Here is a 24,033-nt window from a genome sequence, read left to right on the forward strand (position 1 = left end):
CTCCTCGATTACCGACCGGTAACTTAGCAAGGCGCGGCGGCTGCGGGCAATCTCACTGGGGCTACGTCACCCTCGCCCGCTATACTGATCATGCGGGCCGCTCAGTTCTGCCTCGGCCCGCTGCTGTTGTCGACTACCACGCGCCGCGGCCGCACAACTCGGTCTGCGCCGGGCAGGACAACCCTTCTCACACTATGGAGACCAGGGCGCTTCGACGCCCGCACGTACTTATGAGCACTTTCGCTGAACTCGGCCTGCCCACCCCGCTCGTGGCCGCGCTGGCCACGCAGGGCGTCACCGAGCCCTTCCCCATCCAGGCGGCGACCCTGCCGCACACCCTCGCCGGCCGTGACGTCCTCGGCCGTGGCCGGACCGGCTCCGGCAAGACGTACGGCTTCGTGCTGCCCCTGCTGGCCCGCCTCGCCGCGGGCCCGACGCGGCGCAAGCCGGGCCGTCCCCGCGCGCTGATCCTGGCGCCGACGCGCGAGCTCGCGACGCAGATCGAGGCGTCGATCCTGCCGCTGGCGAAGCCGCTGGGCCTGAAGACGACGACCATCTTCGGCGGCGTCAGCGCGAACCCGCAGATCACGCGGCTGCGCGACGGCGTCGACATCGTCGTCGCCTGCCCCGGCCGGCTCGCCGACCACATGCGCTCCGGGCACGTGAAGCTCGACGCCATCGAGATCACCGTGCTGGACGAGGCCGACCACATGGCCGACCTGGGCTTCCTGCCCGAGGTCCGGCGGATCATGGACCAGACGCCGTCGCGCGGGCAGCGGATGCTGTTCTCCGCGACCCTGGACAACGGCGTCGACGTGCTGGTCAAGCGCTTCATGACCGACCCGATCACGCACAGCGTCGACTCGGCGCAGTCGCCGGTGTCGACGATGGAGCACCACGTCCTGCACCTGGAGGAGACCCACCGGCTGCCGGTGCTGGTCGACCTGACCGCGGCGCCGGGCCGCACGCTGGTGTTCACGCGGACGAAGAGCCGCGCGAAGGCGCTGACCCGCAAGCTGGTGGCGTCGGGCGTCCCGGCCGTGGAACTGCACGGCAACCTGGGGCAGAACGCGCGCACGCGCAACCTCGAGGCGTTCTCGTCAGGCACGGCGAAGACGCTGGTCGCGACGGACATCGCGGCGCGGGGCATCCACGTCGACGACGTCCGGCTGGTCATCCACGCGGACCCGCCGGTGGAGCACAAGGCGTACCTGCACCGGTCCGGCCGCACGGCCCGCGCCGGGGCGTCGGGCACGGTGGTGACGTTGATGACCGACGCGCAGGTCCGCGACGTGCGCGACCTCACCCGCAAGGCGGGCATCAAGCCGACGACGACCCAGCTCGGCCCGGGTCACCCGCTGCTGGCGGAGCTGGCCCCGGGCGAGCGCACGTTCTCGAAGGCCCCGGCGGTGGACGACCGGCCGAAGAAGGTGTCCGCCACGGGCGCGGCGCCGGGCAGCGGCCGCGGGCGCCGGGGCGGCCCTGCCACGCCGAAGGAGAACCGCGGCGGGCAGCGTTCGCGGGCGACCGGCCAGCCGCGGCGGGACGAGCAGCAGCCACGTGCGGCTGCCTCGGGCCGGGGCGGCTCGGGAGGCAACCGCAGGTCCGCCGGCGCGGCCAAGGCGGCGGGCACCGGCCGATCGGCCGCCCCGGCGACCGGTGGTCGCCGGAGTGGCGGCGCGGCCGCGTTTTCGTCCGGCACCCGGGCCGGCGGTCGCCGCCCTCGCTGAGCAACGTCCGGACGGAGGACGCGGCCGATCACCGGCCGTGTCCTCCGGCCGGCTGCGCTAGCCGAAGACACGATCAGCGGCTGCCCGCCGAGGAAGTCGAACCACATCGGCATCGTCGGGAAGTCCGCGCGGAACACGACCTCGCGCTCCCCCGCCGGCGAGACCGCCACGATCTCGTGGGTCAGCCAGTCGGCGAACCAGAGCCGCCCCGTCGTGCCGGCGCGGGGACTCGCCGAACCGGCTCCGACCTCCGAGCGAAACTTTCTAGAGCGACGAGGTGAGCCCACGGGCCCGCAGCACCGCGCGCTCCAGCGGGCGGAACACCAGCAGCTCGATCCCCACGCCGACCAGCAGGATCAGGAAGATCGCCGCGATCACCGTCTCCATGCTGTTGAACGACGATCCCTGGTTCAGGTAGGCGCCGAGGCCGATACCGAGCTGGGGGGACAGCGCGATCAGCTCCGCCGCCATCAGCGAGCGCCACGAGAACGCCCAGCCCTGCTTGAGCCCGGCGAGAAAGCCCGGTAGCGCCGCCGGCAGCAGGATGTGGCGGGCCGATGACAGCCGGTTCGCGCCCATCACCTGGCCCACGCGCGGGAGGATCGGGGGGATCTGGTCGATGCCGGACACCAGGCCGTTGGCGATCGACGGCACCGAGCCGAGCAGCACCACGAAGTAGATCGCCGCGTCGTTGATCCCGAACCACAGGATCGCCGCCGGGACCCACGCCACCGACGGGAGGCTCTGCAGCCCCGTCAGCAGCGGGCCGATCGCCGCGCGGACCACGCGGACCTTGGCCACGACCAGGCCGAGCGGCGTGCCGATGAGCACGCCCGCCAAGAACCCCAGCGCGGCGCGGTGGACCGACGTCCAGACGAAGCCGAAGACCTGGCCGTCGGCGACGATGCTCCAGAACTCGTCCCACACCGCCAGCGGTGACGGCAGCTGCGACTCCGGCCAGAAGGCCGCGGCCCACAGGACCTGCCAGACGACGACCAGCAGGACGAGCGCGCCCAGCGGGGGCAGGAACCCCCAGGCGAACCGCTTCCAGAAGCCCGGGCGGCGGTCGCCGACCGGGGCGTCGAGCGAATCCAGTCCCGCGCCGACCGCGTCGAGGTCGGCTTCGGCGGACCGGTCAAGCTGCGGCATGGGTGCTGATCACCTCGCGCAGGTGCCCGGTGATTTCCTCGGTCAGCTCCTCGGCGTCGGCCAGCGGCACGTCCGCCCACTCGCGCACGACGCGGCCGGGCCGCGACGACAGCAGCACCACGCGCTGACCGAGCCGGACCGCCTCGCGCACGTCGTGCGTCACGAACAGCACGGACGTGCCCGTGCTGCGGTAGACGCGCAGCAGCTCGCCCTGCAGGACGTCGCGGGTGATGGCGTCGAGCGCGGCGAACGGCTCGTCCATCAGCAGGAGCGACTGCTCCGGGTCGCCGCCGACGCGCAGGGTCGCGGCCAGGGCGCGGGCCAGCGCGACGCGCTGCCGCATCCCGCCGGACAGCTCGTGCGGCCGCTTGCCGCCCGCGCCGTTCAGCCGCACCAGGTCCAGCAGCTCGGCGGCCTTTTCGCGGCGCTCGGCGCGGCCGAACCCGGCCAGCCGCAGCGGCAGCTCGACGTTGCGGGCCGCGGTCAGCCACGGCATCAGCGCGGCTTCCTGGAACATCACCGCCGGCCGGGAGGTGTTCAGCGTGATCTCCCCCGCCGACGGCGCGTCCAGCCCGGCGACCAGGTTGAGCAGCGTGCTCTTGCCGCAGCCGGACGCGCCGAGCAGGCAGACGAACTCGCCGGGCGCGACCGTCAGGTCGACGCCGTCGAGCGCGACGACCGCGCGGCCGGCGGTGCCGAACGTCTTGCGCACGCCGTCGAGTCGCACCGCGGTCGCGCCGGTGACACTGCCCCGGCCGGTCGGGAGGGTGGTGGTCATCGCTGGTGGCCTCTCCGGATCACTCACTTTTTTCGGGGGTTCCGGGTGGCGGAGCCCCCGGCCCGGGGCGAAGCCCCGGTTTCACTTGGTCAGTTCGGGGGCTTCGACGGCGGGCAGGTTCTGCGCCTTCAGCACCTCGTTCAGCGGGCCGAAGTCGGCGAAGCCCTTCAGCGCGACGGCCGACTTCACCACGCCGGCCGTCACCGAGTCCTGCGCAAGCTGCGGGAATTCGGCGGCGACGGGGTCGGTGGTCAGCTCGATGCCGGAGAACGCGCGGTCCAGGACCGCTGCGCTCAGGGTACTGCCGGCCAGCTCCTTGAGCGCGCCGTTGACCACGGTCTTCGCCTCCGCCGGGTTGGCCTTGGCCCAGTCGATGGCGGCGAGCTCACCCTTGAGCAGGGCACGGACGGTGTCCGGGTGCTGCTGCAGGAACTCGCTGCGCACGATGACGACGGTGGTCGGGAAGCGGCCACCCGGCCACAGCGTCTTCTCGTCGACCAGGACCTTCGCGCCGGCGTCGAGGACCAGCCGGGACGCCCACGGCTCGGGCAGCCAGCCGCCGTCGACCTCGCCCTTCTTGAAGGCGTCGAGCGTCTTCGGGTTGTCGAGGTTGGTGATCTTGACCTGGTCGGTCAGCTGCTTGCCGGCGAGGAACTTCTTGAGCGCGACGTCCTGGGTGTTGGCCAGCTGCGGCGTGGCGATGTTCTTGCCCTTGAGCTGGTCCACGCTCGTGATGTCGGGCTTGACGACCAGCTGCGCGCCGCCCGAGACGGCGCCGGAGACCAGCTGGATGGCGCCCTTGGACTTCGTGAAGGCGTTGATCGCCGGGCCGGAGCCGAGGAAGGCGATGTCGAGGGAGCCGCCGAGCAGGGCGTTGACCTCTTCGGGGCCGGCGTTGAAGGTCTGGGTGGTGAGCTTGGTGGAGCCGAGCTCGGTCTTGAAGAAGTCCTTCTTGACGCCGATCAGCGCGGGGGCGTGCGTGACGTTCGGGAAGAACCCGACCCGGACCTCGCCGGCGGTTCCCTGGTTCGCGGCCGGGGCGGTGCTGCTGTCCGCGCGCGAACAGCCCGCGAGCACGCCCACGACGCTCAGGGCGGCCAGTGCCGAGGCCAGGGTTCTCCGAGGGGTGCGCACGTCAGCATCGCCTTTCGTCGGTGTCGGGGGCGAGGTTCGCACGGTCACCCACTCAGGCGCATAGCCATCCGCATCCCGGGAATCCTGGTGAGATTTCTTGACATCGGCGGCCGCGGCGCATAGGGCCGCGGGAGAAAGTCGCCAAACCGGGCAACCGCTCGCGTCAGCCGGACGTGGTACAGGGTGGACCACGGATTCGGGAGGAAGACATGACGAGCAGGGGCCAGGGAGCCGCCGGCGTCCGCGTGGCGCTGGTCGTGTTGTTCATCGGGCTGGGCCAGGCGTCGTTCGAGTGGCTCAGGTCACTGGGCATGGACGCGCTGACGAGCTTGGTGGTGTGGGCGATCCCGGTCGTCACGGCCGCGGCGGTGACGCTGGTGCTGTGGGTGGCCTCGGACCGGGCCTTCACGCTGCGCAACTGGCTACCGGTGGCGATCTCCATCCCGGTGTACCTCGGCGGTGCGTTCGGCTTGGCAACGGCCACGGCGAGTTTGGTGGCATCGATCGTCAGTGGCGTCGGGCTGGGAGTGGCGGTGGTGGTCATTGCCGGCCTGATCCGCTCGCGGCGGCGGGTCGAGGCTGGTCAGTAGGGTTTCGGGGCGGGTTGTCCACAGTTTGGTGGGGGTATGGACAATCCGACCTCGGGGAGGGCTTTTCGGTCTTTTCGTCGGGAATGGCCGATAGACTGGTCCTGGGACGCCCCCCTGGGAGTGGCGGGGCTGCTGGAGTGGCGGGGCCGCTGGAGTGGCGGGGCCGCGATCCGCGGCTGGATCACCAGCACCGCGGATGCTCCACGCCCCAACTGGCGCGACCCAACCCCGCAAGTCACCGACGCAGCAGAAGCGATACGTCACCGAACTCGTGCCACAAGTACCGCTCCTCAACCGCCGCCTCGTACGCCTGCTGGACCACCTCCGCCCCCGCCACCGCCTCCAGCAGGGACAAGTGCGATGCCTCCGGGGCGTGCAGGCCCGTGATGATCCCGTCCACCACGCGAGCCGGGTGGTCCGGGCCCAGTACCAGCTCCGTCCAGCCCTCCGCCGCGCGGATTTCGCCTCCCGAGACCGCTGACTCCAGCGCGCGGGCCGCCGTCGTGCCCACCGCTATCACGCGGCCTCCGCGGGCGCTGACCCACGAGACCAGCGCTGCCGTCGTCGGTGGGACGCGGAACCGCTCCGCCTGGGGTGGCTCCGCCGCCTCCGGGGACGACACTCCCGTGTGCAGCAGCAGGGGGGCGAACACCACCCCGTCCGTCACCAAGCGGGTCACCAGCTCCGGCGTGAACGGGCGGGCCGCCGAGGGCATCTCCGCGCTGCCCGGTTCGCGGGCGAACACCGTCTGGTAGTCCGAAAGCGGCCACGCCCGCGGGACGTACCCGTAGCGGATCGGCCGGCCCGCCGCCGCGAGCAGCGCGCGCACCTCGACCGACGCCGTCGCCCGCCACAGCCGTGCTGCGCCCGGGACCGCCGGGGCCAGCAACGTCAGCGACGCGTCGCCGGCCAGGGAAAGGCGCTCGCCCGGACGGCCGTCGAGCAAGGGGCCGTCCGGTGCGCGCAGCTCGACGACCCACGAACCGTCGTCGAGCGGGGTGGCGAAGTGGACCGTGATCGGGTGGCCCGCCCGGCGCGCGGCGACCGCCGCCGGGAGGGTTCCGGAGGTGTTGACCACCAGGAGGTCGCCCGCCCTCAGGTGCTCGCCCAAGCCGGTGAACGCCGTGTGGTGGATGCCCGCCGGTGCCGCGACCAGCAGGCGGACCTCGTCGCGGGACAGGCCGCGGGCCTCCGGCGGGGCCGATGCCGACAGCTCCGCGGGCAGGTCGAACCGGATGCTCATGCCGTCACCAGGAGGTCGGCCGCGCGGTAGCGGCCGCTCGGCGGACGCTCGTCGAGCACCCTCAGGAACGCCGGGACCGCCGTCTCCGGCAGCGGCCGGTCCGAGATGTCCTCGCCGGGGAACGCGCGCTGGTGCATCGCCGTGCGCAGGTCACCCGGGTCGATCGCGTACACGGACAGGTCCGGGTGTTCCACCCCCAGGACGGCGGTCACCTGATCGAGCGCCGCCTTCGCGGAGCCGTAGCCGCCCCAGCCTTCGTAGGGCTCGACGGCGGCGTCGGAACTGATGTCGATCACGACGCCGCGCGCCGCGGTCAAGGCGGGCAACAAGAGCTGTGTCAGGGCGAGAGGCGCGAAGACGTTGACGCGGTAGACGTCCTCCAGGTCCGCCATCGGGTAGCGCGCCAGGGGCGGCAGCGGGCTGACGCCGAGCGTGCCGGCGTTGTTGACGAGCAGGTCGAGTTCGGGACAGGCGCCGGCGAGCGCGGCGCGGTGGGCCGGGTCGGCGACGTCGCCGGGGACGGCCGTGAAGCCGGCTTCACCGGCCGCCGAAGCCAGCGCGGCCGCGTCGCGGCCGTCGCCGATGACCGTCCACTTGCGACGTACCAGGGCGGCCGCGAGCGCGCGGCCCAGCCCGGCGGAAGCGCCGGTGACGAGTGCGGTGGGCATGGTTCCTCCTTCGAGGGCTACCACCCCATCGTGGAACCTCTACATTACTCGAGGTCAACCGGAGAACGGCCGCGCAGCAGGAAATACGCTGCCAGCGAAACGACGAGGCCGACGTAGTACGCGAGGTCCGCGCCGTGCAGCGCCGCGGCGACCGGTCCGGTGTAGAGGGACGTGTTCATGAACGGCACCGCGGCGCCGAACCCGACGACGAACGCCACCACCGCCGCCCAGGGACGCACGGAAACCGACGCCAGGACGTCCACCCGACGGCCGCCGCGGGTGCGCGCGAGCCAGTCCGGGACCACCACGCCGAGGAACGGCGGAATCCAGTACGAGACGAACAGCAGCACGTTCTCGAACTTCGCCGAGAGGTCGCCGCTGTGCATCCAGAGGATCAGCCCGAACGCGAGCACGGTGACGACCACCGCCGACACCGGGCGCCGCAGCCGGACGCCGACCGTCTGCAACGCGAGCGAGCCGCTGTAGTCGTTCATCGCGTTCGACGACACCGCCGCCAGCGCGATCACGGCCAGCGCCAGCGCGCCCAGGAACCCGCCGCCGAGCAGGTGGGCGACGCCCGCCGCCGTCTGGTCGCCCAGCGAAGAGCCCAACGCGAGCCCGAGGCCTTCGCCGATCGCGTACGACACGACGAGGCCGAGCAGCGTCGCCCGGAAGACCGCCCGTGACGAAGCGGTGACCGGCAGGTACCGGCTGAAGTCCGACGCGTACGGCGCCCAGGAGATCGCCAGCGACAACGTGATCGTCGTGAACAGGACGACGCCGCCCGCCAGGTCGGCACCGGAAGCGGTGTCGGCGGCGGCGATCGGGTGTCCGGAAAGGACCTTCACGGCCAGCGCGGCGAACGCGAGCACCAGCAGCACGCTCATCACCGCCTGCACGCGGTGGATCAGCGCGTAACCGAACACGCCGAGCGCGCACTGCAGGACCAGCACGATCAGCACCGCCGCCCAGAACGGCAGCCCGGTCAGCTCGGCCAGTGCCTCGCCGCCGAACAGGCCGACCAGCGCGTCCCAGGCGATCGAGCCGAGCCACTGCACCAGGCCGGGCAGCACGACGCCGCCGCCGAACGGCAGCCGGGCGAGCGGCAGCTGGCCGGTGCCGGTGCGCGGGCCCCACGTCGACAGGTACGCCACCGGCAGTGACCCGAGCACGGTGCCGGCGAGCATCGCGGCCAAGCCGGTCCAGAACCCGAGGCCGAGCGACGCCGCGAGGGTGCCGGTGAACACCGCCGTCATCGTCAGGTTCGGCGCGAACCACACGCTGAACAGCCGCCACGGGCGCCCGAACCGGTTGCCCTCCGGCACCGGCGCGATGCCGTGGGTTTCGATCGCCAGGTCCCGCCCGCCGGTGGGCATCCGCCCGCCGAAGACATCGGCGTCCAGACCGTGTCCGCTCATGTTCCGCCTCTCGTCGCCGATCACCCTAAGCGCAGCCGCGTCGCGCACCGCGACAGCCCGTCGGCGACGAAACGAAAAGGGCCCCCTCGCCGAGACCGGCGAGGGGGCCCTCATCGAGCAGCTGACTAGACGAGCAGCAGGAACAGCAGCCCGTTGGGCACACCGAGGCCGGTCACGTCGTCGTAGCCGGGGGTGGTGTGGATCGTCAGGCCCTGGTAGTCCAGCGTGCGGACCGAGCGGAGCAGGCCGTCCGAGGCGTCGACCGAGTTCGCGTAGTCCACGCGGGCCACCGCGGCGTCCACGTGCTTCACGTCGGTGATCGCCGGCGTGCGGGACGTCAGCTTGTAGATCACCGGGTTGATGAAGCCGTGGTGGAAGTGGTCGAAGCTGTCGGCCACCGCCATGATGCCGGCGAACACCGGCGACGCGAGGCTCGTGCCGCCGATCCGGTACTGGTCGTAGTGCGCACCCTCCGGGAAGGTCTGCGTCTGGCCGACCAGGAAGCCGGTGTTCGGGTCGCCGACCGCGGAGATGTCCGGGACGACGCGGCCCTTCTTGTTGCCGGTCTGGTTCTTCTTCGCCAGCGCGTCCGGAACGACACCCTTCTGGTAGAAGGGCTGCTCGAACAGCCGGCTCGTACCGCCACCGGAACCGCTGGTGTAGTTGGCCGGGCCGTAGACGCCGTTGATCAGGACCGACTTGCTGGTCTCCCAGCCGGTCTCGAAGATCTTCTTGCCGTCCTTGCCGATGGCGATGGACGTGCCGCCGACCGCGGTGATCCACGGCGCCGAGGCGGAGAAGTCCGGCGACGGCGTGCCGAGGCGCGCGACCTCGTCACCGTTGTCGCCCGAGGAGAAGTACACGCCGATGCCCTCGAGCACCGCCTGCAGCGAGATCTGGTTGAACACCTTGACCTCGTCGGCCGGGATGTCCTCGCCGGTGTCGCCGTAGGAGTTCGACACGATGTCGGCCTTGTGGCCGGCGATCACGTAGTTCAGCGCCACGTCGAGGGCGTTGTCCTCGCAGGACTCGCCGCCGACGTACAGGATGTCCGCGCCCGGCGCGAGACCGTGGGCGGCCTCGACGTCGAGGGTCTCCTCGCCGTACCAGCCGGCCGCGTCGCACTGGTCCGGCGGCTCGAGAACCGGGTTCGCCGGGAAGACGTGCTGCTTGAACTGGCTCTGCTTCAGCGGGTGCTGCGGGTCGTTCTTCTTCGCGTACGTGCTCGCGTCCGCGTAGATCGTCGGCGAGGCGAAGGCGTCCACGATGGCGATCGTGGTGCCCTTGCCGTCGGCGCCGACCTTGTCGATGCCGTAGGCCGACCGCAGCTGCGCCGGGGTGTAGCCGCAGGGCGCGTACGGCAGCTGCTTGCCGTTGTACGCCGGGTCCGTGGTGTCGATCTTCTCGCCGTAGTAGGCGCTGCACGGCGGCGCGTTGCGGAACCCGGGCCCGGGCGCGACATCCGACGGCGTGCCGGAGCCGGTCGCGTGGTCCGGCTTGAACAGGTTGGTGGCCTGGTCGACGCCGACGACGCCGAGCACGTCACCGGCCAGGTTCGCCGGCACCGACAGGTTCTTGTCGGCGGCGCGCAGCGTCCGGCCCTTGACCCGGTACTTGCCGAGGTCGACGGCGAACGCCTTTTCCGTCTGGTCCGCGGTGCCGGTGGCTTCGACGTACGCGCGGTTCGACGGGACCTCGCCGATGCTGAAGCCGCTGCCGGTCAGCCACGCCTTGACCGCGTTGACGGTCGCGTCACTGGCCGCGAAGCGGTCGAGCACCTGGTCGGGGCTGAGGTACTGGCGGTAGGTCTTGCTGTCCGGGTCGGACACGGCCTGGGCCAGCGCCTCGGCACCGGCGTTGTCGCGCTGGTTCAGGTAAACCCGGAAGCTCAGCTTCGCGGCGGGCGCCGTGTCGGCGACCTTCGCCTGCGCGTTCGCCCACAACGGGTGCGACTGCGGAATGTCCTGACGCCCCTGCGCGGACGCCGTCGCCGGCAGGGTGCCGGTCAGGCCACCCACCACCGCGAGCGAAAGGAGCAGGGTGGAGCTTCTTCGCACAGAAATCTCCCTCTTCGAAAGCGGCCCCCAGGAAATCGGGCCGTGGAACACCGGCTGAGACTAGATCGGTGTTCCGCTCGCGGGGAAGTGCTTGCGGAACCGTTATCTGGCCGGGAATTCGCCGGCCGTGAAGCGTGGTACTGAAATCCGATTTGTCGCGACGAAAATGCGAGGAATAGGGCCAGATGTGTGATTGGTCCGGTTCGCGACGGTACGGCGGACCACGCGCCACGGGCTCGCGCCACCTACTAAAGTCGGTCGCTCCGTCCATTCCGGACAGTCCGGCGGTGGCGGCAGTTCGGCCGTCACGCCCGGACGGCCAGGCGCCGGTCCACCTCGGCGGGCGCGAACACCGCGTCGACGACCATCGCCACCGCCCCGGCCACCGCCATTCTCTCGCCGCGGCCGCCGATTTCCACCCGCAGGTTCTGCGTCGCCCGCGGCAGCGCCCGGCGGTACAGCACCTCCCGGACCCCCGCGACGAAGTGCGGCTCGGCGAGGTCGCCGGCGATCACCACCACCCCGGGGTTGACCACGCACACCAGCGTCGCCAGCACCTCCCCCACCTGGCGGCCGGCCACTTCCGCGAGCCGCACCGCGGCCGGGTCCCCCGCCGTGATCCGGTCGCGGACGCCCGAGCCCGACTCCGTCGGCCGCCCCAGCTCGGTCAGCCTCGCCGCCAGCGCGCCGCCGCCGGCGACGGCCGCGAGACAGCCGAGCGAGCCGCAGAGGCAGCGGGCCTCCGGGTGGTCCGGGAGCCGGATGTGGCCGATGTCGCCCGCTCCGCCGTCGATCCCGCGGTACACCTCGCCGCCGAGGACCAGGCCGGCGCCGATCCCCGTCGACACCTTCACCACGACCAGCGCCGCCGACTCCGGGTGGCGGGCGCGGTGCTCGCCCAGCGCCATCAGGTTGGCGTCGTTGTCGACCAGCACCGGGGCGCCGAAGCGCGCGCCGAGGTGGCCGTCGATCGGGTAGCCGTCCCAGCCCGGCATGATCGGCGGCTGCGTGACCCGGGCGCGGCCGGGCTCCACCGGGCCCGGGACCGAAACGCCCACGCCGCACACCGGCCGGTCCACCTCGGCCCGCAACGCCTCGAACCACTCCGCGATCCGGTCGAGCACGGGCTCGGGGCCGTCGGCGACCCGCACCGCGCCCGCGCGGCGCGCCACCACGCGCCCCGCCAGGTCGGTGACGGCGGCCTCGGCGTGCGTCGTGTCGATGCTCGCGGCGAGGACGACCGCGTGCCGGTCGTCGAAGCGCAGCTGCCGCGCCGGACGGCCGCCGGTGGAGTCCTCCTGATCACCCTCGGCGAGCAGGCCCGCCGTCTGGAGCTGCTCCAGGCGCGCGGTCAGCGTCGAGCGCGAGAGCCCGCTGCGCTCCAGGAGGGCCTTCCGCGTACTCGCCTGCCCCGTTCGGACCAGCTGCAGCAGCTCTCCTGCGCTGGTCGGCGTGGTCATCCCCCGGCCCCCTTCGGACTTTTGTCCATTGACAAGACACAAGTCGGAGATAGATTGGACATATGAACGTAACACGGGAACGCGCCGCGGCTGTCCTGGCTGGCAACTGGCTCGGCGCGTCCACCGTGCCCTCGCGAGGCCTCTACCCGCACCAGTGGAGCTGGGACTCCGCCTTCATCGCCCTCGGCCTGCGGCACCTGTCGCCCGGGCACGCCCGGTGCGAACTGCGCACGCTGTTCGAAGCGCAGTGGGCCGACGGCCGCGTCCCGCACATCGTGTTCGACCCGCGGACGCCGCCGGAGGCGTACTTCCCCGGGCCGTCCTTCTGGCGCGCCGGGCGGACCTCGGGCCTGGTCCAGCCGCCGGTGCACGCCCGCGCCGTGCTCGCGGTGCACCGGACCGAGCCCGACCGCGACTTCCTCGCCGCGCTGTACCCGAAGCTGGTGGCCTGGCACGACTACCTGCGGACCGGCCGCGACGCGGGCGGGCGCGGGCTGGTGGCGATCGTGCACCCGTGGGAGTCCGGCATGGACAACAGCCCGGCCTGGGACGACCCCCTCACCCGGGTGCCGCCCGCCACCGGGTTCGTCCGCCGCGACCTGGCGCACGGCGACGCCGGCGACCGGCCGAGCGACGACGACTACGGCCGGTACGTCCGGCTCGCCGCCGAGTACCGCGACAGCGGCTACCGGGACTTCGGCCGCTTCGCCGTGGAAGACCCCGGCTTCAACGCCCTGCTGGCCGACGCGGAACTGGCGCTGGCCGAGATCGCCGAGGACCTCGACCTGCCGTCGGCCGGCCACCGCGAAGCCGCCGCACGCGTCGGGAAGGCGTTGCAGGAGACCCTGTGGGACAGCGCCGCCGGCTTCTTCTTCGCCCGCGACGTCCACACCGGCTCGCTGGTCCGCGAACACACGTGCGCCGGCCTGCTGCCGCTGGTGCTGCCGGACCTGGCGGTCGCCCCGGCGCTGCTGGCGACCGCGACCGGCCCGCGCTTCCGGCTCGGCCGGGTGCACGGCGTCCCGAGCTACGACCTGACCGCGCCGGGCTTCGACCCGGGTCGCTACTGGCGCGGGCCGTCGTGGTTCAACGTCGGCTGGCTGGTCCGGCAGGGCCTGCTGCACCACGGTGAGTTCGCCCTCGCCGAGCGGCTGGGCGGCGACCTCGCCGAGATCGCCGCCCGCACGGACTTCGCCGAGTACGTCGACCCGCTGACCGGCACCGGCCACGGCACCCGGTCGTTCAGCTGGACCGCGGCCTTGACCGTGGACCTCCTCTCGGCTCAGCCCGCCGCGGTCGCGTAGTCCGAGCCCACCCAGGTTTCGTCGATCCGCAGCCGCTTGTAGCGCGAACTGTCGCTCGACGCCGCGTACGTGCTCGTCACCTGGAGCCGCACGTACCGGGCCGTCACCGCGGAGAGGTCGACGAACTGGACGCCGCGGTGGCTCGGCAGCGTCCCGGACTTCACCGCGCTGCCCCAGTCCTTGCCGTCGCCCGACACGAACACCTTGTACGCCTTGATCCGCGCCGACTGCTCGCTGTCCGACCGGGCGTAGCTGACCGAGTCCTCCCGCTGGTTGAGCCCGAGGTACTGCACCTTCTTCGCCGCCCCGAGGTCGTAGTCGAGGTTGACCGGCAGCGTCTTGTTGTTGTCGAAGTAGGTGAGGTAGCTGCCGTCGCTCGCCGACTGTCCACCGTGGCCGCTCGCCGACGCGCTCGCCTTCAGCGTCACGGTCTTCGGGTCGTAGGTTCCGATGCGGCCCGCCGTCTCGACCCTGAACACCGTGTCGTAGGTGTCCCAGCCGGACAGGCCGCTCAGCGTCAGGCTGCCGCCGCCCTGGCTGAACGAGATCGCCGCGCCGGTGCGCAGGTTCGTGACACCTCGGACGCGGTAGCCGTTGTCGCGGATCTTCAGCGTCGACGTCGACGGCTTGGTCAGGACGTGCACGTACTGCGTGTCGCCCTTGATGGTGATGACGCCGTGGGCGCCGTCGTTCCAGAAGCCCGGCTGCATGCCGCCGTACAGGTAGCCGGCGCCCTCGGTGCCGCCCAAGGACTCCCAGATCGCGTCCAGGTAGGTCTTCGCGAAGTTGTTGAACGCTTCCTGGTTCGCCGGGAACTTGCCGTTCACCATCGCCGTCTCGGCCATCAGCGACTTGATCGACGAGCCCGAGTTCGTGATGAGGCGGCCGAGGTTGAGCATCTTGTTCACCGGTGGGTTCGACCCGCCGTACCACCAGGAACCCGTGTCGGGGAGCTTGAAGCACGCCTCGGTGAGCCGCGGCATCGCCGTGTACGTCGCCTGCGGGTAGTCGTACGACGGCGTCATGCCGGTCTTCTGCTCGTTGCTGATCGTGTCCATGATCGGCGTGTCTTCGTTGTTGTTGCTCAGCAGGTAGTCCGGGCGCTGCTGGTAGATCTGCCGGTACAGGTCGTGCGACTCCCAGTAGGCGTTGTCGTTGTCGATCCAGAAGCCGCCGAGGTCCGGGTAGTTCTTCATGACCTCGAAGAAGTTGTCGTAGCTGAACTGGCCGAAGCCGTCCTGGCTGTCGAGGTCCACGGTCTTGCCCTTGTACTTCGAGTAGCCGGCGGAGTCGAGCCACTCGTGGCCGCCCTCGTCGTGCCACTGGGCGTCGTTGGTCATGTAGAGGATGACCTTGAGGCCCCGGGTCTTCGCCGCGGCGACCAGCTCGCCGAGGAAGTCCCGCTTGGTGGTGCAGCTGCCGGGGATCTTCGACGGCCAGGCCCGGGAGTAGCCGAGCCGGCTGTGGAACGAGGCGAGCACGAGGTACGACGCGTGCAGCTTCTCGGCTTCGGTGACCCAGTAGGCGGGATCCCACCCGCCGTCGGTGATCGCCTTTTCCCAGGCGCTGCAGCTGGTGTAGCCGGGTGCCGTGCGCATGCCCCAGTGCAGGAACAGCCCGGCCTGGCTGTCGCGCAGCCACTGCTGGGAAGGCTTCTGCAGATCGGCCGACGCCGGCGCGGCGACGAGCCCGGACACCGCCAGCGTCGCCGCGCACGCGACGAGCGCCCGGCGGAAGAACTTGGCTGCCATGAACGACCTCCAGTGGTCTGGTCCACTCGGTGGTGTACTCCTGGCCCGGCGGGCCGGTCAAGGTTTAGATCCGACCTTTCCGCAGAGTTTCGCTGGCCGGTACATCGCAACCGCCGCCGTTCGGGTTAAATATCTGATATATGACGCAAGAGATCCGATCACTCTTGACTCCGCCTTGTGGAGGCGAGTAGATATTTCCCTCGGAAGCGCTTTCGCTTCCGAGACCATCGCTCCGGCGACACGGGCAGCACGCCGCGCCCCCCAGAGCTGGTCGGGATGCCGACGGACGGCGGATCGGCATCCCGGCCACCCTTCCACCGCGTCGCGGGGCCGTTGCACGAAAGGGACGACGATGTCCGAACATCCCCTTCGCCCGACCCGGCGCGCGGTCCTGGCCGGCACGCTCGGCGCCCTGGGCGCGCTCGCCGCGGCGGGTCCCCTCGCGCGAGCGGCGGACCGGCTGCCCCCGATCGGCGGCGCGGCACCGCCGCCGGACTGGTCCCGCGCGGTCATCGACTCGACGATGAAGCGCTACACGCCGGACAAGATCGGCGGCTGGGGCTACACCCTCGGACTGTACCTCTACGGGCAGTACCTGTTCTACAAGCGCACCGGCGAGAAGAAGTACCTCGACTACATCATCGCGTGGTACGACCGGTTCATCACCGACAGCGGCATCTCCAACAGCTTCAACAACCTCGATTCGATGCGCTCGTGCCAGATGCTGCCGCTGCTCTACGCGGAAACGGGCCGCAAGAAGTACAAGACGGCGGCCGACCAGCTGCGCAAGCGGTTCCCGTCCTACCCCCGGACCTCCGACGGCGGCATGTTCCACGCCACAAGCAAGGTCGGCCAGCTGTGGGGCGACGGCGTCTACATGGCCCAGCCGTTCCTCGCGCTGTACGGCGCGGCCTTCGGCGACGGTGCCTACTGCTTCGAAGAGGCGGCGAAGAACATCGTCGTGTACTTCAGCCACCTGCGCGAACCGGCGAAGGGCCTGCTGTACCACGCCTACGACGAGGACGGTTCCGAGTCGTGGGCGTCCGGAACCGGCCACCACTCGAAGTACCACTGGGCCCGCGCGATCGGCTGGTTCGGCATGGCCACCATCGACATCCTCGAGGTGCTGCCGGCGAACCACCCGCGGCGGGCCGCGCTGATCGACGTCGTCAACTTCCTGGCCGCCGGTTACCAGCGGTACCAGGACGCGTCGACCGGACGCTGGTACCAGGTAGTCGACCGCGGCGGCGACGCGAAGAACTGGCTGGAGACGTCGGCGTCGTCGATGTACACGTTCACGATGGCCCGCGGCGTCCAGCGCGGCTACCTGCCGGCGTCCTACCAGGCGGTGGCGGACCGCGGGTACGCCGGCGTGCTTCGCAAGGTCTCGGTCGGCTCGGACGGCCTGACGAACATCACCGACATCTGCGAAGGCACCAACGTCGGCGACCTGTCCTACTACTACGGCCGGGCCCGCAAGACCAACGACTTCCACGGCCTCGGCGCGTTCCTCATCATGAACGAGCAGTACTCGCACTGACCGCAAGGCGCGCCGCAGAAAGGGCCCCGGCTCACCAGCCGGGGCCCTTTCGCGTCAGCAGTTCGAGGTCGAGCTCGACGTGTCGAGCCGCAGCGGGGAACCCGAGGTGGTGGCCGAGTCCTTGACGCAGTAGCCCGTCACCGACTGGAAGCCGATGTCGAACGGGCTCTTCGCGCCCTTCTCCGCCGTGAAGTGGTCGAACGTGATGTCCGAGCTGTTGTTCACGATGCTCGCCGGGCGGCCGTCGTCCTTGGCGAACTCCACCGAGCTGTTCACGAACCGGATGCCGGCCGCGTAGTGCAGGTACCAGCCGTACGACGGGCGGGTGCCGATGCTCTTCGGGTTGTAGTCCGTCGCCGTGTTGCTCGGCACGCCCGTGCCCATGGTCCCGCTGCCGCCCGGCACGTTCAGCTTGACGCCGGTGAACGTCACGTCGGAGACGCGGTGGCCGCTGTCCGCGCCCCAGATCGTCGGGCTGAAGTTGCTGCCGGTGTGCGTGCCGGTGACGTTGTCGAACGTGATGCCGCTGATCGACCCGACGCCGGGCTTGTTGCCGCAGCGTTTGCGCGTGCCGATCTTCATCATGATCGGCGAATACGTCCCGGACATCGCGATGTCGCGGTAGTGGACGTCGGAAATCTTGGCGCCGTCCATCGAAACGATGCCGATGCCCGATTTGTGCGCGCCGGTGATCGTGATGCCCGAGAAGTGGTAGCCGGTGAAGTCACCGCACGTCTCGGACCCGAACATCAGCGCGTTGCAGCAGACCGCGGAAAGTTTCGCGCCGGTCACCGTGACGTTCCCGTTCGGCAGTTTCGCGCCGAGCGCGTAGTCGCTCTTGAACACGAGTGCGTCGTCGTTCGCCGCGATGGCGGCGTTCGTGATCGTGACGTTGGTCGTGCTGATGATGTTCCAGCCGTCGCGGTCACTCGCCGTGTCGATGGTCAGGTGGTCGGAAACGACGTTCGTGCAGCCGTTGATCAGCGCCGCGAAGTGGCCGCCCCGGCGCAGTTTGACGCCGGACAGCGTCAGCCCGTCACACCGGGTGAGGGACAGGATCTTGTCGGCCTCGCCGGACTTCGGGTTGCCGGTGATGAGGTTGCCACCGCCGTCGATCGTGCCCGCGCCGGTGAAGCCGATGTTCGTCAGCTTGTCGCCGTAGAACATCGCGTTGTGGAAGTGGCTGTGGCCGTAGTCCTGGTAGTCGTCCCACTGGTTCGACTCGGGCTTGTCGTAGGTGTCCGCACTCGACCCGGTGATCGTCGCACCGGCGTCGAGCTGGATCGTGACGTTGCTCTTGAGGTGGACGGTGTTCGCCGACTTGTAGTTGCCCGACGTGAACCGGACGGTGCCGCCGCCGGCCGCGCCGGCCGCGGTGATCGCCTTGTCGATGGCGGCGGAATCGTTGGCCGACCCGTTTCCCTTGGCGCCGTAGTCCTTCACGTCGTAAACGCCGCCGGGTGCGGCGGCGGAAACGCCGCCACCGGCCACGACCAGCCCCGCCACCGCGAAAGTGATCAGCAGGAGTTTTTTCACGTGCAACCGCCTTGTCATGGAATCGAAGAATTCGGCATGACGGCGGAACACCCAGATTACGAGTGGACCGAACGGAATGTCAAGATCGCCGGGGACCCGCGCCACCCCCGGTCGGGCGCGGGTCCCCCCGGTTCTTTCAGACCTTCTGCAGGCCGGGCTTCCCCGCTTGCACCACGTAGCTGACGTCGTTCTTGATCACCACCGACGCGGGGTCGTACACGCTGACGTCGGACGTCGTCATGAAGTCCGCCCGCATCTCCGACGGCGTGGTCGTCACGCGGACGTAGCCGCGCTCGCCCTTGCAGTACTTGACGTGCGGGTTGTTCGCGTACCAGGCCGCGCTGGGGTCGCCCGCGTTGTCGCTGTTGCTCGTGACCGACGTCGTGACCAGCTCCGAGCCGACGACCGGGGCGCTGTGGTCGAAGTAGTCCAGCCGCAGGTCCGCGGCCCAGTGCCGGTGGACGTCACCGGTGAGCACGACCGGGTTGGCGACCTTGCGGTCGACCCAGCCCTGCTGGATCCGGTTCCGGGAGGCCTCGTAGCCCTGCCAGGAGTCGTTGCCCTCGCAGGTGGCCTTGTTGCCGTCGTTGTCACGCGTGGCGAAGAAGACCTGCTGGCCGAGGAAGTCCCACGTCGCCGGGTGCGACTCGAACTGCTTGAGCAGCCACGCCTCCTCCGTGGCGCCGAGGATGCTGCGCGAGGTGTTGCGCGTGTCGGCGCAGGCCGGACCGGCGTCGCCGGCGGGGTCGACCACCTGGGCGCTGCGGTACTGGCGCGTGTCGAGCATGTGGAAGCGGGCCAGGTTGCCCCACATCAGCTGCCGGTACAGCTGGATCGACGCGCCGTTGGGCTTGGCCGTCGACCGGATCGGCGTGTTCTCGTAGAAGGCCTGGAACCCGGCGGCCTTGCGCGCGGCCGGGGCCGGCGAGGTGGTGCCGTTCCAGTCGTTCATGACCTCGTGGTCGTCGAACACGACGATCCAGGGCGCGATCGCGTGCGCGGCCTGCAGATCGGCGTCGGTCTTGTGCTGGGCGTGGCGGGCGCGGTACTGCGCGAGCGTGGTCGCGTCGTCGGGGAGGGCCAGGCGGCGCGGGTTGCGGTCCTGCGCGGTGCGGTTCGACTTCTTCTCGTAGATGTAGTCGCCGAGGAACAGGACCAGGTCCGGATCGTCGGCCACGATGCCCTTGTACGCGTGGAAGTATCCCTCCTCCCAGTGCTGGCAGGAGCTGAAGCAGTACTTGAGCTGGTTGACCGCGGCGCCGGCGGCGGGCGCGGTGCGGGTCCGGCCGACCGGCGAAATGTAGCCGGAGCTCTTGAACCGGTAGAAGTACTCGCGCGCCGGCTGCAAGCCGATCGGTTCGATGTGGACGCTGTGGCCGGACGCGCTGACCGCGTTCACCGAGCCCCGCTGCACGACCGAGCTGAACGCCTCGTCATTCGCGATCTCCCAGTCGACCGCGTAGGTGGCGTCCGGCATGCCGCCGAAGCCGTCCGAGTTGAGCGGCGAGGGGGCGAGTCTCGTCCACAGCACCACGCTGTCGGGAAGCGGATCGCCCGAGGCGATGCCGAGCTGGAACGGATCGCGGATGGGGGGAGCGGCGGCCGTGGTGCGGGCGTTCGCCCACGACGGCAGCGCCGCCGAAGCCGCGGTGGCGGTGACCGCGGCGAGCCCGCCGAGGAGCACCTTGCGCCGGTTGACCTGACCCATGGGAAAGCCCTTTCTCGTGGTGGACGGGCCTCAGGCCGCGTTGTCGGTGATGCCGTCGCTGCAGGACTTCAGGTCCGGCCTGGCGGTCGTGTAGTTGGCGACGCACACCTTGTAGAAGACCCAGGTGCCGTGCGGGATCGAGACGGCCTTGTCGACCTTCGTGCCCTCGCCGCCGGAGTTCCAGACGTAGAACGGCCCGGCGCCGCCCTTCAGCCAGTAGGCGACCACGGCGGAGTAGCCGTCGGAAGCGGTGTCGTAGACCAGGAAGTGCGAGTCGGACGAGCGGTACTGCCCCTCGCCCGCACAGGCGTCGGCGCACTGGCCGCTGCCCGAGCCGACGCCGCAGTCGGGCGCGATCCGCTCGTCCTTGCCGGTGTAGACGTAACTGTCCGAGATGTACCCGCCGAGCGCGGGCACGTAGTCCCAGAGCGTGCTCGTGCCGTAGGTGCCGGTCACCGAAGGACCGATCGCCTGGCAATCGATGGTCACCGCCGCCCCGTTGGCGACGGTCTTGACGGCCGTGGCGGCCGCGGTGGGCGCCCGGCGGACGTTGAGCGGGTCACCCGCGGTCTTCACGGTCCCGCTCGCCGACGCCGACGCTTCGAACCCGCCGCCGGCCAGGAGTGCGCCGACCGCGGCCAGTACCAGGCCGGAACCGGCGATACGCCGGAGTTTCGAACGCTTCATGGCGGCAGCTTGACTTCGCGCTGTACACGTCTCGTACAAAGCCGCACGTGTGCGCACGGACACACACTCCGAATGGATCTAGCCCCTGCGCCGGACGGGTCCTAGAGTCCGGGACATGGGGGAACTCATCGGGCAGGTTGAGACCACCTCGCTTACCATCCGCGTCCTCGGTCCGCTGGAGGTCACCGCCGCCGGGCGCGTGATCGCCCTCGGCGGCCCGAAGCCCCGGCTGCTGCTGGCCGCGCTGGCCCTGCAGCCGAACGTCGTCGTCTCGACCGACGTGCTGGTGGAAGTGCTGTGGCCACAGGCGGCGCCGCGGTCGGCCGCGGCGAACATCCGCACGTACGTGCACTCGCTGCGAAGGCGGTTCGCCGAAATCGACCCCGCCCTGGGCGAGCGGATCAGCAGCCGGGCCTCCGGCTACCTGCTGACCGCGGCGCCGGGCGAACTGGACCACCTCGCGTTCGCCGCCCTGGCCGGCGAAGCGCAGGAAGCGCTCGACGGCGGTGAAGCCGAAACCGCGCTCAAACTCCTGGACAAGGCCGACGCGCTGTGGCGCGGCGAAGTCCTCGAAGGCCTGCCGCACGACCACAGCTGGGGTGCGACCGTCGCCCGGCTCGCCGAGCTGCGCCTGTCGGTGCAGGAACAGCGTCTCCGCGCGCGGATCGGCCTCGGCCGCTCCGGCGAGGCCATCGCGGAGCTGCGCGGGCTGGTCACCGAGCACCCGCTGCGCGAGGAGCTCTGGGCGCAGCTGATCGTCGCGCTGCGCGCCGCGGGCCGGACCGGGGACGCGATCGAGGCGTACGAGTCGGCCGAGCGGGTCCTGCGCGAGGAGCTCGACGCCGAACCGGGCGCCCGGCTGCGTGAGCTGCGCGCGACCCTGGTTCCGGACAACGTCCTCACCCCGCGCCCCGCCGACGTCGCCCCGGTCTGCCAGCTGCCCCTGGACCTGCCGGACTTCACCGGCCGCGACACGCTGATCCGCGGCGTCGTCACCCTGCTGCGGGAACGCGCGGACTCCGGCACGCCCGCCGTGGTCGTGCTGTCGGGCGCGCCCGGCGTCGGCAAGTCGGCGGTCGCCGTCCGGGTCGCGCACGCGGTCCGCGACGAGTTCCCCGACGGCCAGCTGCACGTCGACTTGGCCGGCACGTCGTCTTCGCCGCGGGCGCCGATGAGCGTGCTCGCCGAGCTGCTGCGCACGCTGGGCATCCCCGACGCCGGTCTGCCGCGCGAGCTGGCCGAGCGCTCGGCGCTGCTGCGGTCCCGGCTGGCCGGGCGGCGGATGTGCGTCGTGCTCGACGACGCCGGCAGCGAGGCCCAGGTGCGGCCGCTGCTGCCCGGGGCCGGGGCCTGCGCGGTGCTGGTGACCAGCCGGATCCGGCTGCCCGGGCTGGCCGGCGCGAAGCCGGTGGACGTCGACCTGCTGCCCGAGGCCGAGGCCGCGCGGCTGCTGGAGGGCATCGTCGGCGGCGAGCGCGTGGCCGCCGAGCCGGAGAGCGCCGCGGCGATCCTGCGCCAGTGCGGGCACCTGCCGCTGGCGATCCGGGTGGCCGGCGCGAAGCTGACGCACCGGCCGGGCTGGACGCTGCGGCTGCTGGCCGACCGGCTGGGCGACGAGCGCCGCCGGCTCGACGAGCTACGCGTCGGCGATCTCGCCGTCCGCGCGAGCGTGACGCTGTCCTACGACCTGCTGCCGATGTCGGCGGCCACGGCGTTCCGCGGGCTGGGCCTGCTCGGGCCGGTCCAGTTCCCGGCGTGGGCGGTCGCGGCCGTGCTGGGCCGCCGCGACGCCGACGAAGTCCTCGACGTGCTGGTCGACGGCCACCTCGTCGAGCTCGTCGGCTCGGATTCGGCCGGGCAGCCGCGCTACCGGTTGCACGACCTGCTGCGCGTGTACGCGGTGGAGCTCGCCGAGCGCAGTGACGCGGCGAAGACCCGGGCCGGCCTGCGGCGGGTGCTGGAGGGGTACCTGGGGCTCGCGCTGGAGGCGGCGCGCCGGATGCCGCTGCACTTCTTCGGCATGTACTGCGACGACGAACTGCCGCGCCCCGGCGTCCCCGAAGGCGTGCTGCCCGAAGACCCGACCGCGTGGTTCGCGGCCGAGCGGCACACGACCGTCGCGGCGGTTTCGCTGGCCGCCCAGCACGGGTTCGACGACCTGGCCTGGCAGCTGGCTTCGGCGCTGACGCCGTACTTCGACCTGCGCGGACCGCAGGATGATTGGCACAGCACGCATCTGGTCGCCCTGGCGGCGGCCCGCCGGGCGGGCTCGGCGCGGGCCGAGGCGATCGTCCAGCGCAACCTCGGGCAGTACCTGCTCTATCAGGACGAGTACGCCGAGGCGCGGGTGGCGTTCGAGGAGTCGAAGAAGCTGTTCGACTCGGTCGGTGACATCCAGGGCGTCGCCGTCGCCCTGACCGGGATTTCGACGATCCTGCGCATCGAAGGCGAGGACGACCTGGCCCTCGACCACTGCCACGAGGCGCTGAAGCTGTTCGCGGAGGCCGACGACCCGAACGGCGAAGCGGTGGCCCGCCTCGGCGCGGGCGCGGTGTGGATGTCCCGGGGGTGTTACGCGGCGGCGAAGCGCTGGATCACGGACGCGCTGGAGCTGTCGGCCTCGATCGGCGACCGCCACCGGGAGGCCCACGCCCTCAAGCGGCTCGGCCTGCTGTTCCAGCACCAGGGCAACCTGGCGGCGGCCCGCGAGCACGTCGACCGGGCGATCGCGATCTTCACCGACCTCGGTGACGACCACTGCGTGGGGTACGCGAACCAGAACCTCGGGGAGCTGTGCCTGCACAGCGGGGACTTCGCGCACGCGCAGTTGCTGCTGGTGAACTCGCTGGCGGTGCACCGCCGCAACGGTGACCGCCGGTCGGAGGCGGAGGTTTCGCAGTTGCTCGGGGAGCTGCACCGGGCGCTTTCCCAGCCGGAGCGGTCGCGGGACTACTCGGAGCGGGCGCTGGCGATCTGGCGTGAGCTGTCCACCCGGCCGAAGGAGCCGCCGGTCGTCGTGGCGGAGCGGCCGCACATCGCTTCCGCCTGAGCCACCGCGGCGAAACCGCCCTCGTGCAGGGCACAGGTGACCTTGGATCTCGCCGTGGCTTCGCGGTCGCGACCGCGCTCCTGTGGTGGCGCTGGGAGCGCCGGCCGCAGCCGGCCCGGACACCCGGCTGATCGCAGGCCGGCTCCGACGACTACACCCGGCCACCCGTGTTCGATCCGGGGGAGACACCGCCACCAGGACTTCTGCTGCCCGGCGCGTAGGCCGCTTCCG

General features: G+C 71.1%; 17 protein-coding genes. 5 read left to right on the forward strand and 12 right to left on the reverse strand.

Going from position 1 to position 24,033, the window contains the following annotated elements; all coding sequences use genetic code 11:
• Window positions 1-230: 230 nt before the first annotated feature.
• Window positions 231-1,730 carry a DEAD/DEAH box helicase gene (locus ACFVYA_RS02615; RefSeq protein WP_387041531.1) on the forward strand — a complete coding sequence of 500 codons (1,500 nt, stop codon included), beginning with the start codon at window positions 231-233 and terminating at the stop codon, window positions 1,728-1,730.
• 264 nt (window positions 1,731-1,994) lie between these two features.
• Here the strand turns inward: ACFVYA_RS02615 and ACFVYA_RS02620 are convergent, their stop codons facing one another.
• The 3 genes from ACFVYA_RS02620 to ACFVYA_RS02630 form a co-directional block, all read right to left on the reverse strand.
• A complete protein-coding gene (locus ACFVYA_RS02620; RefSeq protein ID WP_285988871.1) occupies window positions 1,995-2,879 on the reverse strand; it encodes an ABC transporter permease in 885 nt (294 codons plus the stop codon).
• Window positions 2,866-3,657 carry an ABC transporter ATP-binding protein gene (locus ACFVYA_RS02625; protein ID WP_387041535.1) on the reverse strand — a complete coding sequence of 264 codons (792 nt, stop codon included), beginning with the start codon at window positions 3,655-3,657 and terminating at the stop codon, window positions 2,866-2,868. The genes ACFVYA_RS02620 and ACFVYA_RS02625 overlap by 14 nt, the downstream gene beginning before the upstream one ends.
• 81 nt (window positions 3,658-3,738) lie before the next feature.
• A complete protein-coding gene (locus ACFVYA_RS02630) occupies window positions 3,739-4,791 on the reverse strand; it encodes an ABC transporter substrate-binding protein (RefSeq protein ID WP_387041538.1) in 1,053 nt (350 codons plus the stop codon).
• A 209-nt stretch (window positions 4,792-5,000) separates the two neighbouring features.
• Between ACFVYA_RS02630 and ACFVYA_RS02635 the strand changes: the two genes are divergently transcribed.
• Window positions 5,001-5,381, forward strand: coding sequence for a hypothetical protein (locus ACFVYA_RS02635; protein ID WP_285988868.1), 381 nt, complete (start codon window positions 5,001-5,003; stop codon window positions 5,379-5,381).
• Between the two features lie 235 nt (window positions 5,382-5,616).
• Here ACFVYA_RS02635 and ACFVYA_RS02640 read toward each other — a convergent pair whose 3' ends face one another.
• The 5 genes from ACFVYA_RS02640 to ACFVYA_RS02660 all read right to left on the reverse strand — a co-directional run bounded on the left by ACFVYA_RS02640 (window position 5,617) and on the right by ACFVYA_RS02660 (window position 12,227).
• Entirely contained in the window at window positions 5,617-6,624 is a 1,008-nt protein-coding gene (locus ACFVYA_RS02640) for an S-adenosylmethionine:tRNA ribosyltransferase-isomerase (RefSeq protein WP_387041542.1), read from the reverse strand.
• A complete protein-coding gene (locus tag ACFVYA_RS02645; protein WP_387041545.1) occupies window positions 6,621-7,292 on the reverse strand; it encodes an SDR family NAD(P)-dependent oxidoreductase in 672 nt (223 codons plus the stop codon). Before ACFVYA_RS02645 ends, ACFVYA_RS02640 begins: the two co-directional genes overlap by 4 nt.
• 44 nt (window positions 7,293-7,336) lie before the next feature.
• Entirely contained in the window at window positions 7,337-8,710 is a 1,374-nt protein-coding gene (locus ACFVYA_RS02650) for a purine-cytosine permease family protein (RefSeq protein ID WP_387041548.1), read from the reverse strand.
• 125 nt (window positions 8,711-8,835) lie between these two features.
• A complete protein-coding gene (locus ACFVYA_RS02655) occupies window positions 8,836-10,767 on the reverse strand; it encodes a protease pro-enzyme activation domain-containing protein (RefSeq protein WP_387041551.1) in 1,932 nt (643 codons plus the stop codon).
• A gap of 305 nt (window positions 10,768-11,072) precedes the next feature.
• Window positions 11,073-12,227 carry an ROK family protein gene (locus ACFVYA_RS02660; RefSeq protein ID WP_387041554.1) on the reverse strand — a complete coding sequence of 385 codons (1,155 nt, stop codon included), beginning with the start codon at window positions 12,225-12,227 and terminating at the stop codon, window positions 11,073-11,075.
• A 62-nt stretch (window positions 12,228-12,289) separates the two neighbouring features.
• Between ACFVYA_RS02660 and ACFVYA_RS02665 the strand changes: the two genes are divergently transcribed.
• On the forward strand, window positions 12,290-13,531 hold the full coding sequence (locus ACFVYA_RS02665) for a trehalase family glycosidase (protein WP_387041556.1): 1,242 nt from the start codon (window positions 12,290-12,292) through the stop codon (window positions 13,529-13,531).
• Here the strand turns inward: ACFVYA_RS02665 and ACFVYA_RS02670 are convergent.
• A complete protein-coding gene (locus ACFVYA_RS02670) occupies window positions 13,510-15,282 on the reverse strand; it encodes an alpha-L-fucosidase (RefSeq protein WP_387041558.1) in 1,773 nt (590 codons plus the stop codon). The genes ACFVYA_RS02665 and ACFVYA_RS02670 overlap by 22 nt on opposite strands.
• 352 nt (window positions 15,283-15,634) lie before the next feature.
• Here ACFVYA_RS02670 and ACFVYA_RS02675 point away from each other — a divergent pair, with 352 nt between their 5' ends.
• A complete protein-coding gene (locus tag ACFVYA_RS02675; RefSeq protein WP_387041560.1) occupies window positions 15,635-16,822 on the forward strand; it encodes a glycoside hydrolase family 105 protein in 1,188 nt (395 codons plus the stop codon).
• A 54-nt stretch (window positions 16,823-16,876) separates the two neighbouring features.
• Here ACFVYA_RS02675 and ACFVYA_RS02680 read toward each other — a convergent pair whose 3' ends face one another.
• From ACFVYA_RS02680 to ACFVYA_RS02690, 3 genes are all read right to left on the reverse strand, one after another.
• On the reverse strand, window positions 16,877-18,358 hold the full coding sequence (locus tag ACFVYA_RS02680) for a glycoside hydrolase family 28 protein (RefSeq protein WP_387041563.1): 1,482 nt from the start codon (window positions 18,356-18,358) through the stop codon (window positions 16,877-16,879).
• Between the two features lie 136 nt (window positions 18,359-18,494).
• On the reverse strand, window positions 18,495-20,066 hold the full coding sequence (locus ACFVYA_RS02685) for an alkaline phosphatase D family protein (RefSeq protein WP_387041566.1): 1,572 nt from the start codon (window positions 20,064-20,066) through the stop codon (window positions 18,495-18,497).
• A gap of 30 nt (window positions 20,067-20,096) precedes the next feature.
• Window positions 20,097-20,753, reverse strand: a complete 657-nt coding sequence (locus tag ACFVYA_RS02690) for a hypothetical protein (protein WP_285988858.1) — start codon at window positions 20,751-20,753, stop codon at window positions 20,097-20,099.
• Between the two features lie 115 nt (window positions 20,754-20,868).
• Between ACFVYA_RS02690 and ACFVYA_RS02695 the strand changes: the two genes are divergently transcribed.
• Complete coding sequence (locus ACFVYA_RS02695) at window positions 20,869-23,802, forward strand: BTAD domain-containing putative transcriptional regulator (RefSeq protein ID WP_387041569.1); 2,934 nt, start codon at window positions 20,869-20,871, stop codon at window positions 23,800-23,802.
• Window positions 23,803-24,033 lie beyond the last annotated feature (231 nt).

This window comes from Amycolatopsis sp. NPDC058278 (assembly GCF_042881395.1).
Classification (GTDB): Bacteria; Actinomycetota; Actinomycetes; order Mycobacteriales; family Pseudonocardiaceae; genus Amycolatopsis.

Excerpts from the sequence above, each read along its gene's own strand:
- ACFVYA_RS02670 (WP_387041558.1), bottom strand. The coding sequence starts at position 15,282 with ATGGCAGCCAAGTTCTTCCGCCGGGCGCTCGTCGCGTGCGCGGCGACG.
- ACFVYA_RS02625 (WP_387041535.1), bottom strand. The coding sequence starts at position 3,657 with ATGACCACCACCCTCCCGACCGGCCGGGGCAGTGTCACCGGCGCGACC.
- ACFVYA_RS02675 (WP_387041560.1), top strand. The coding sequence starts at position 15,635 with ATGTCCGAACATCCCCTTCGCCCGACCCGGCGCGCGGTCCTGGCCGGC.
- ACFVYA_RS02665 (WP_387041556.1), top strand. The coding sequence starts at position 12,290 with ATGAACGTAACACGGGAACGCGCCGCGGCTGTCCTGGCTGGCAACTGG.
- ACFVYA_RS02660 (WP_387041554.1), bottom strand. The coding sequence starts at position 12,227 with ATGACCACGCCGACCAGCGCAGGAGAGCTGCTGCAGCTGGTCCGAACG.
- ACFVYA_RS02620 (WP_285988871.1), bottom strand. The coding sequence starts at position 2,879 with ATGCCGCAGCTTGACCGGTCCGCCGAAGCCGACCTCGACGCGGTCGGC.
- ACFVYA_RS02695 (WP_387041569.1), top strand. The coding sequence starts at position 20,869 with ATGGGGGAACTCATCGGGCAGGTTGAGACCACCTCGCTTACCATCCGC.
- ACFVYA_RS02650 (WP_387041548.1), bottom strand. The coding sequence starts at position 8,710 with ATGAGCGGACACGGTCTGGACGCCGATGTCTTCGGCGGGCGGATGCCC.
- ACFVYA_RS02615 (WP_387041531.1), top strand. The coding sequence starts at position 231 with ATGAGCACTTTCGCTGAACTCGGCCTGCCCACCCCGCTCGTGGCCGCG.
- ACFVYA_RS02690 (WP_285988858.1), bottom strand. The coding sequence starts at position 20,753 with ATGAAGCGTTCGAAACTCCGGCGTATCGCCGGTTCCGGCCTGGTACTG.
- ACFVYA_RS02645 (WP_387041545.1), bottom strand. The coding sequence starts at position 7,292 with ATGCCCACCGCACTCGTCACCGGCGCTTCCGCCGGGCTGGGCCGCGCG.
- ACFVYA_RS02640 (WP_387041542.1), bottom strand. The coding sequence starts at position 6,624 with ATGAGCATCCGGTTCGACCTGCCCGCGGAGCTGTCGGCATCGGCCCCG.
- ACFVYA_RS02685 (WP_387041566.1), bottom strand. The coding sequence starts at position 20,066 with ATGGGTCAGGTCAACCGGCGCAAGGTGCTCCTCGGCGGGCTCGCCGCG.
- ACFVYA_RS02635 (WP_285988868.1), top strand. The coding sequence starts at position 5,001 with ATGACGAGCAGGGGCCAGGGAGCCGCCGGCGTCCGCGTGGCGCTGGTC.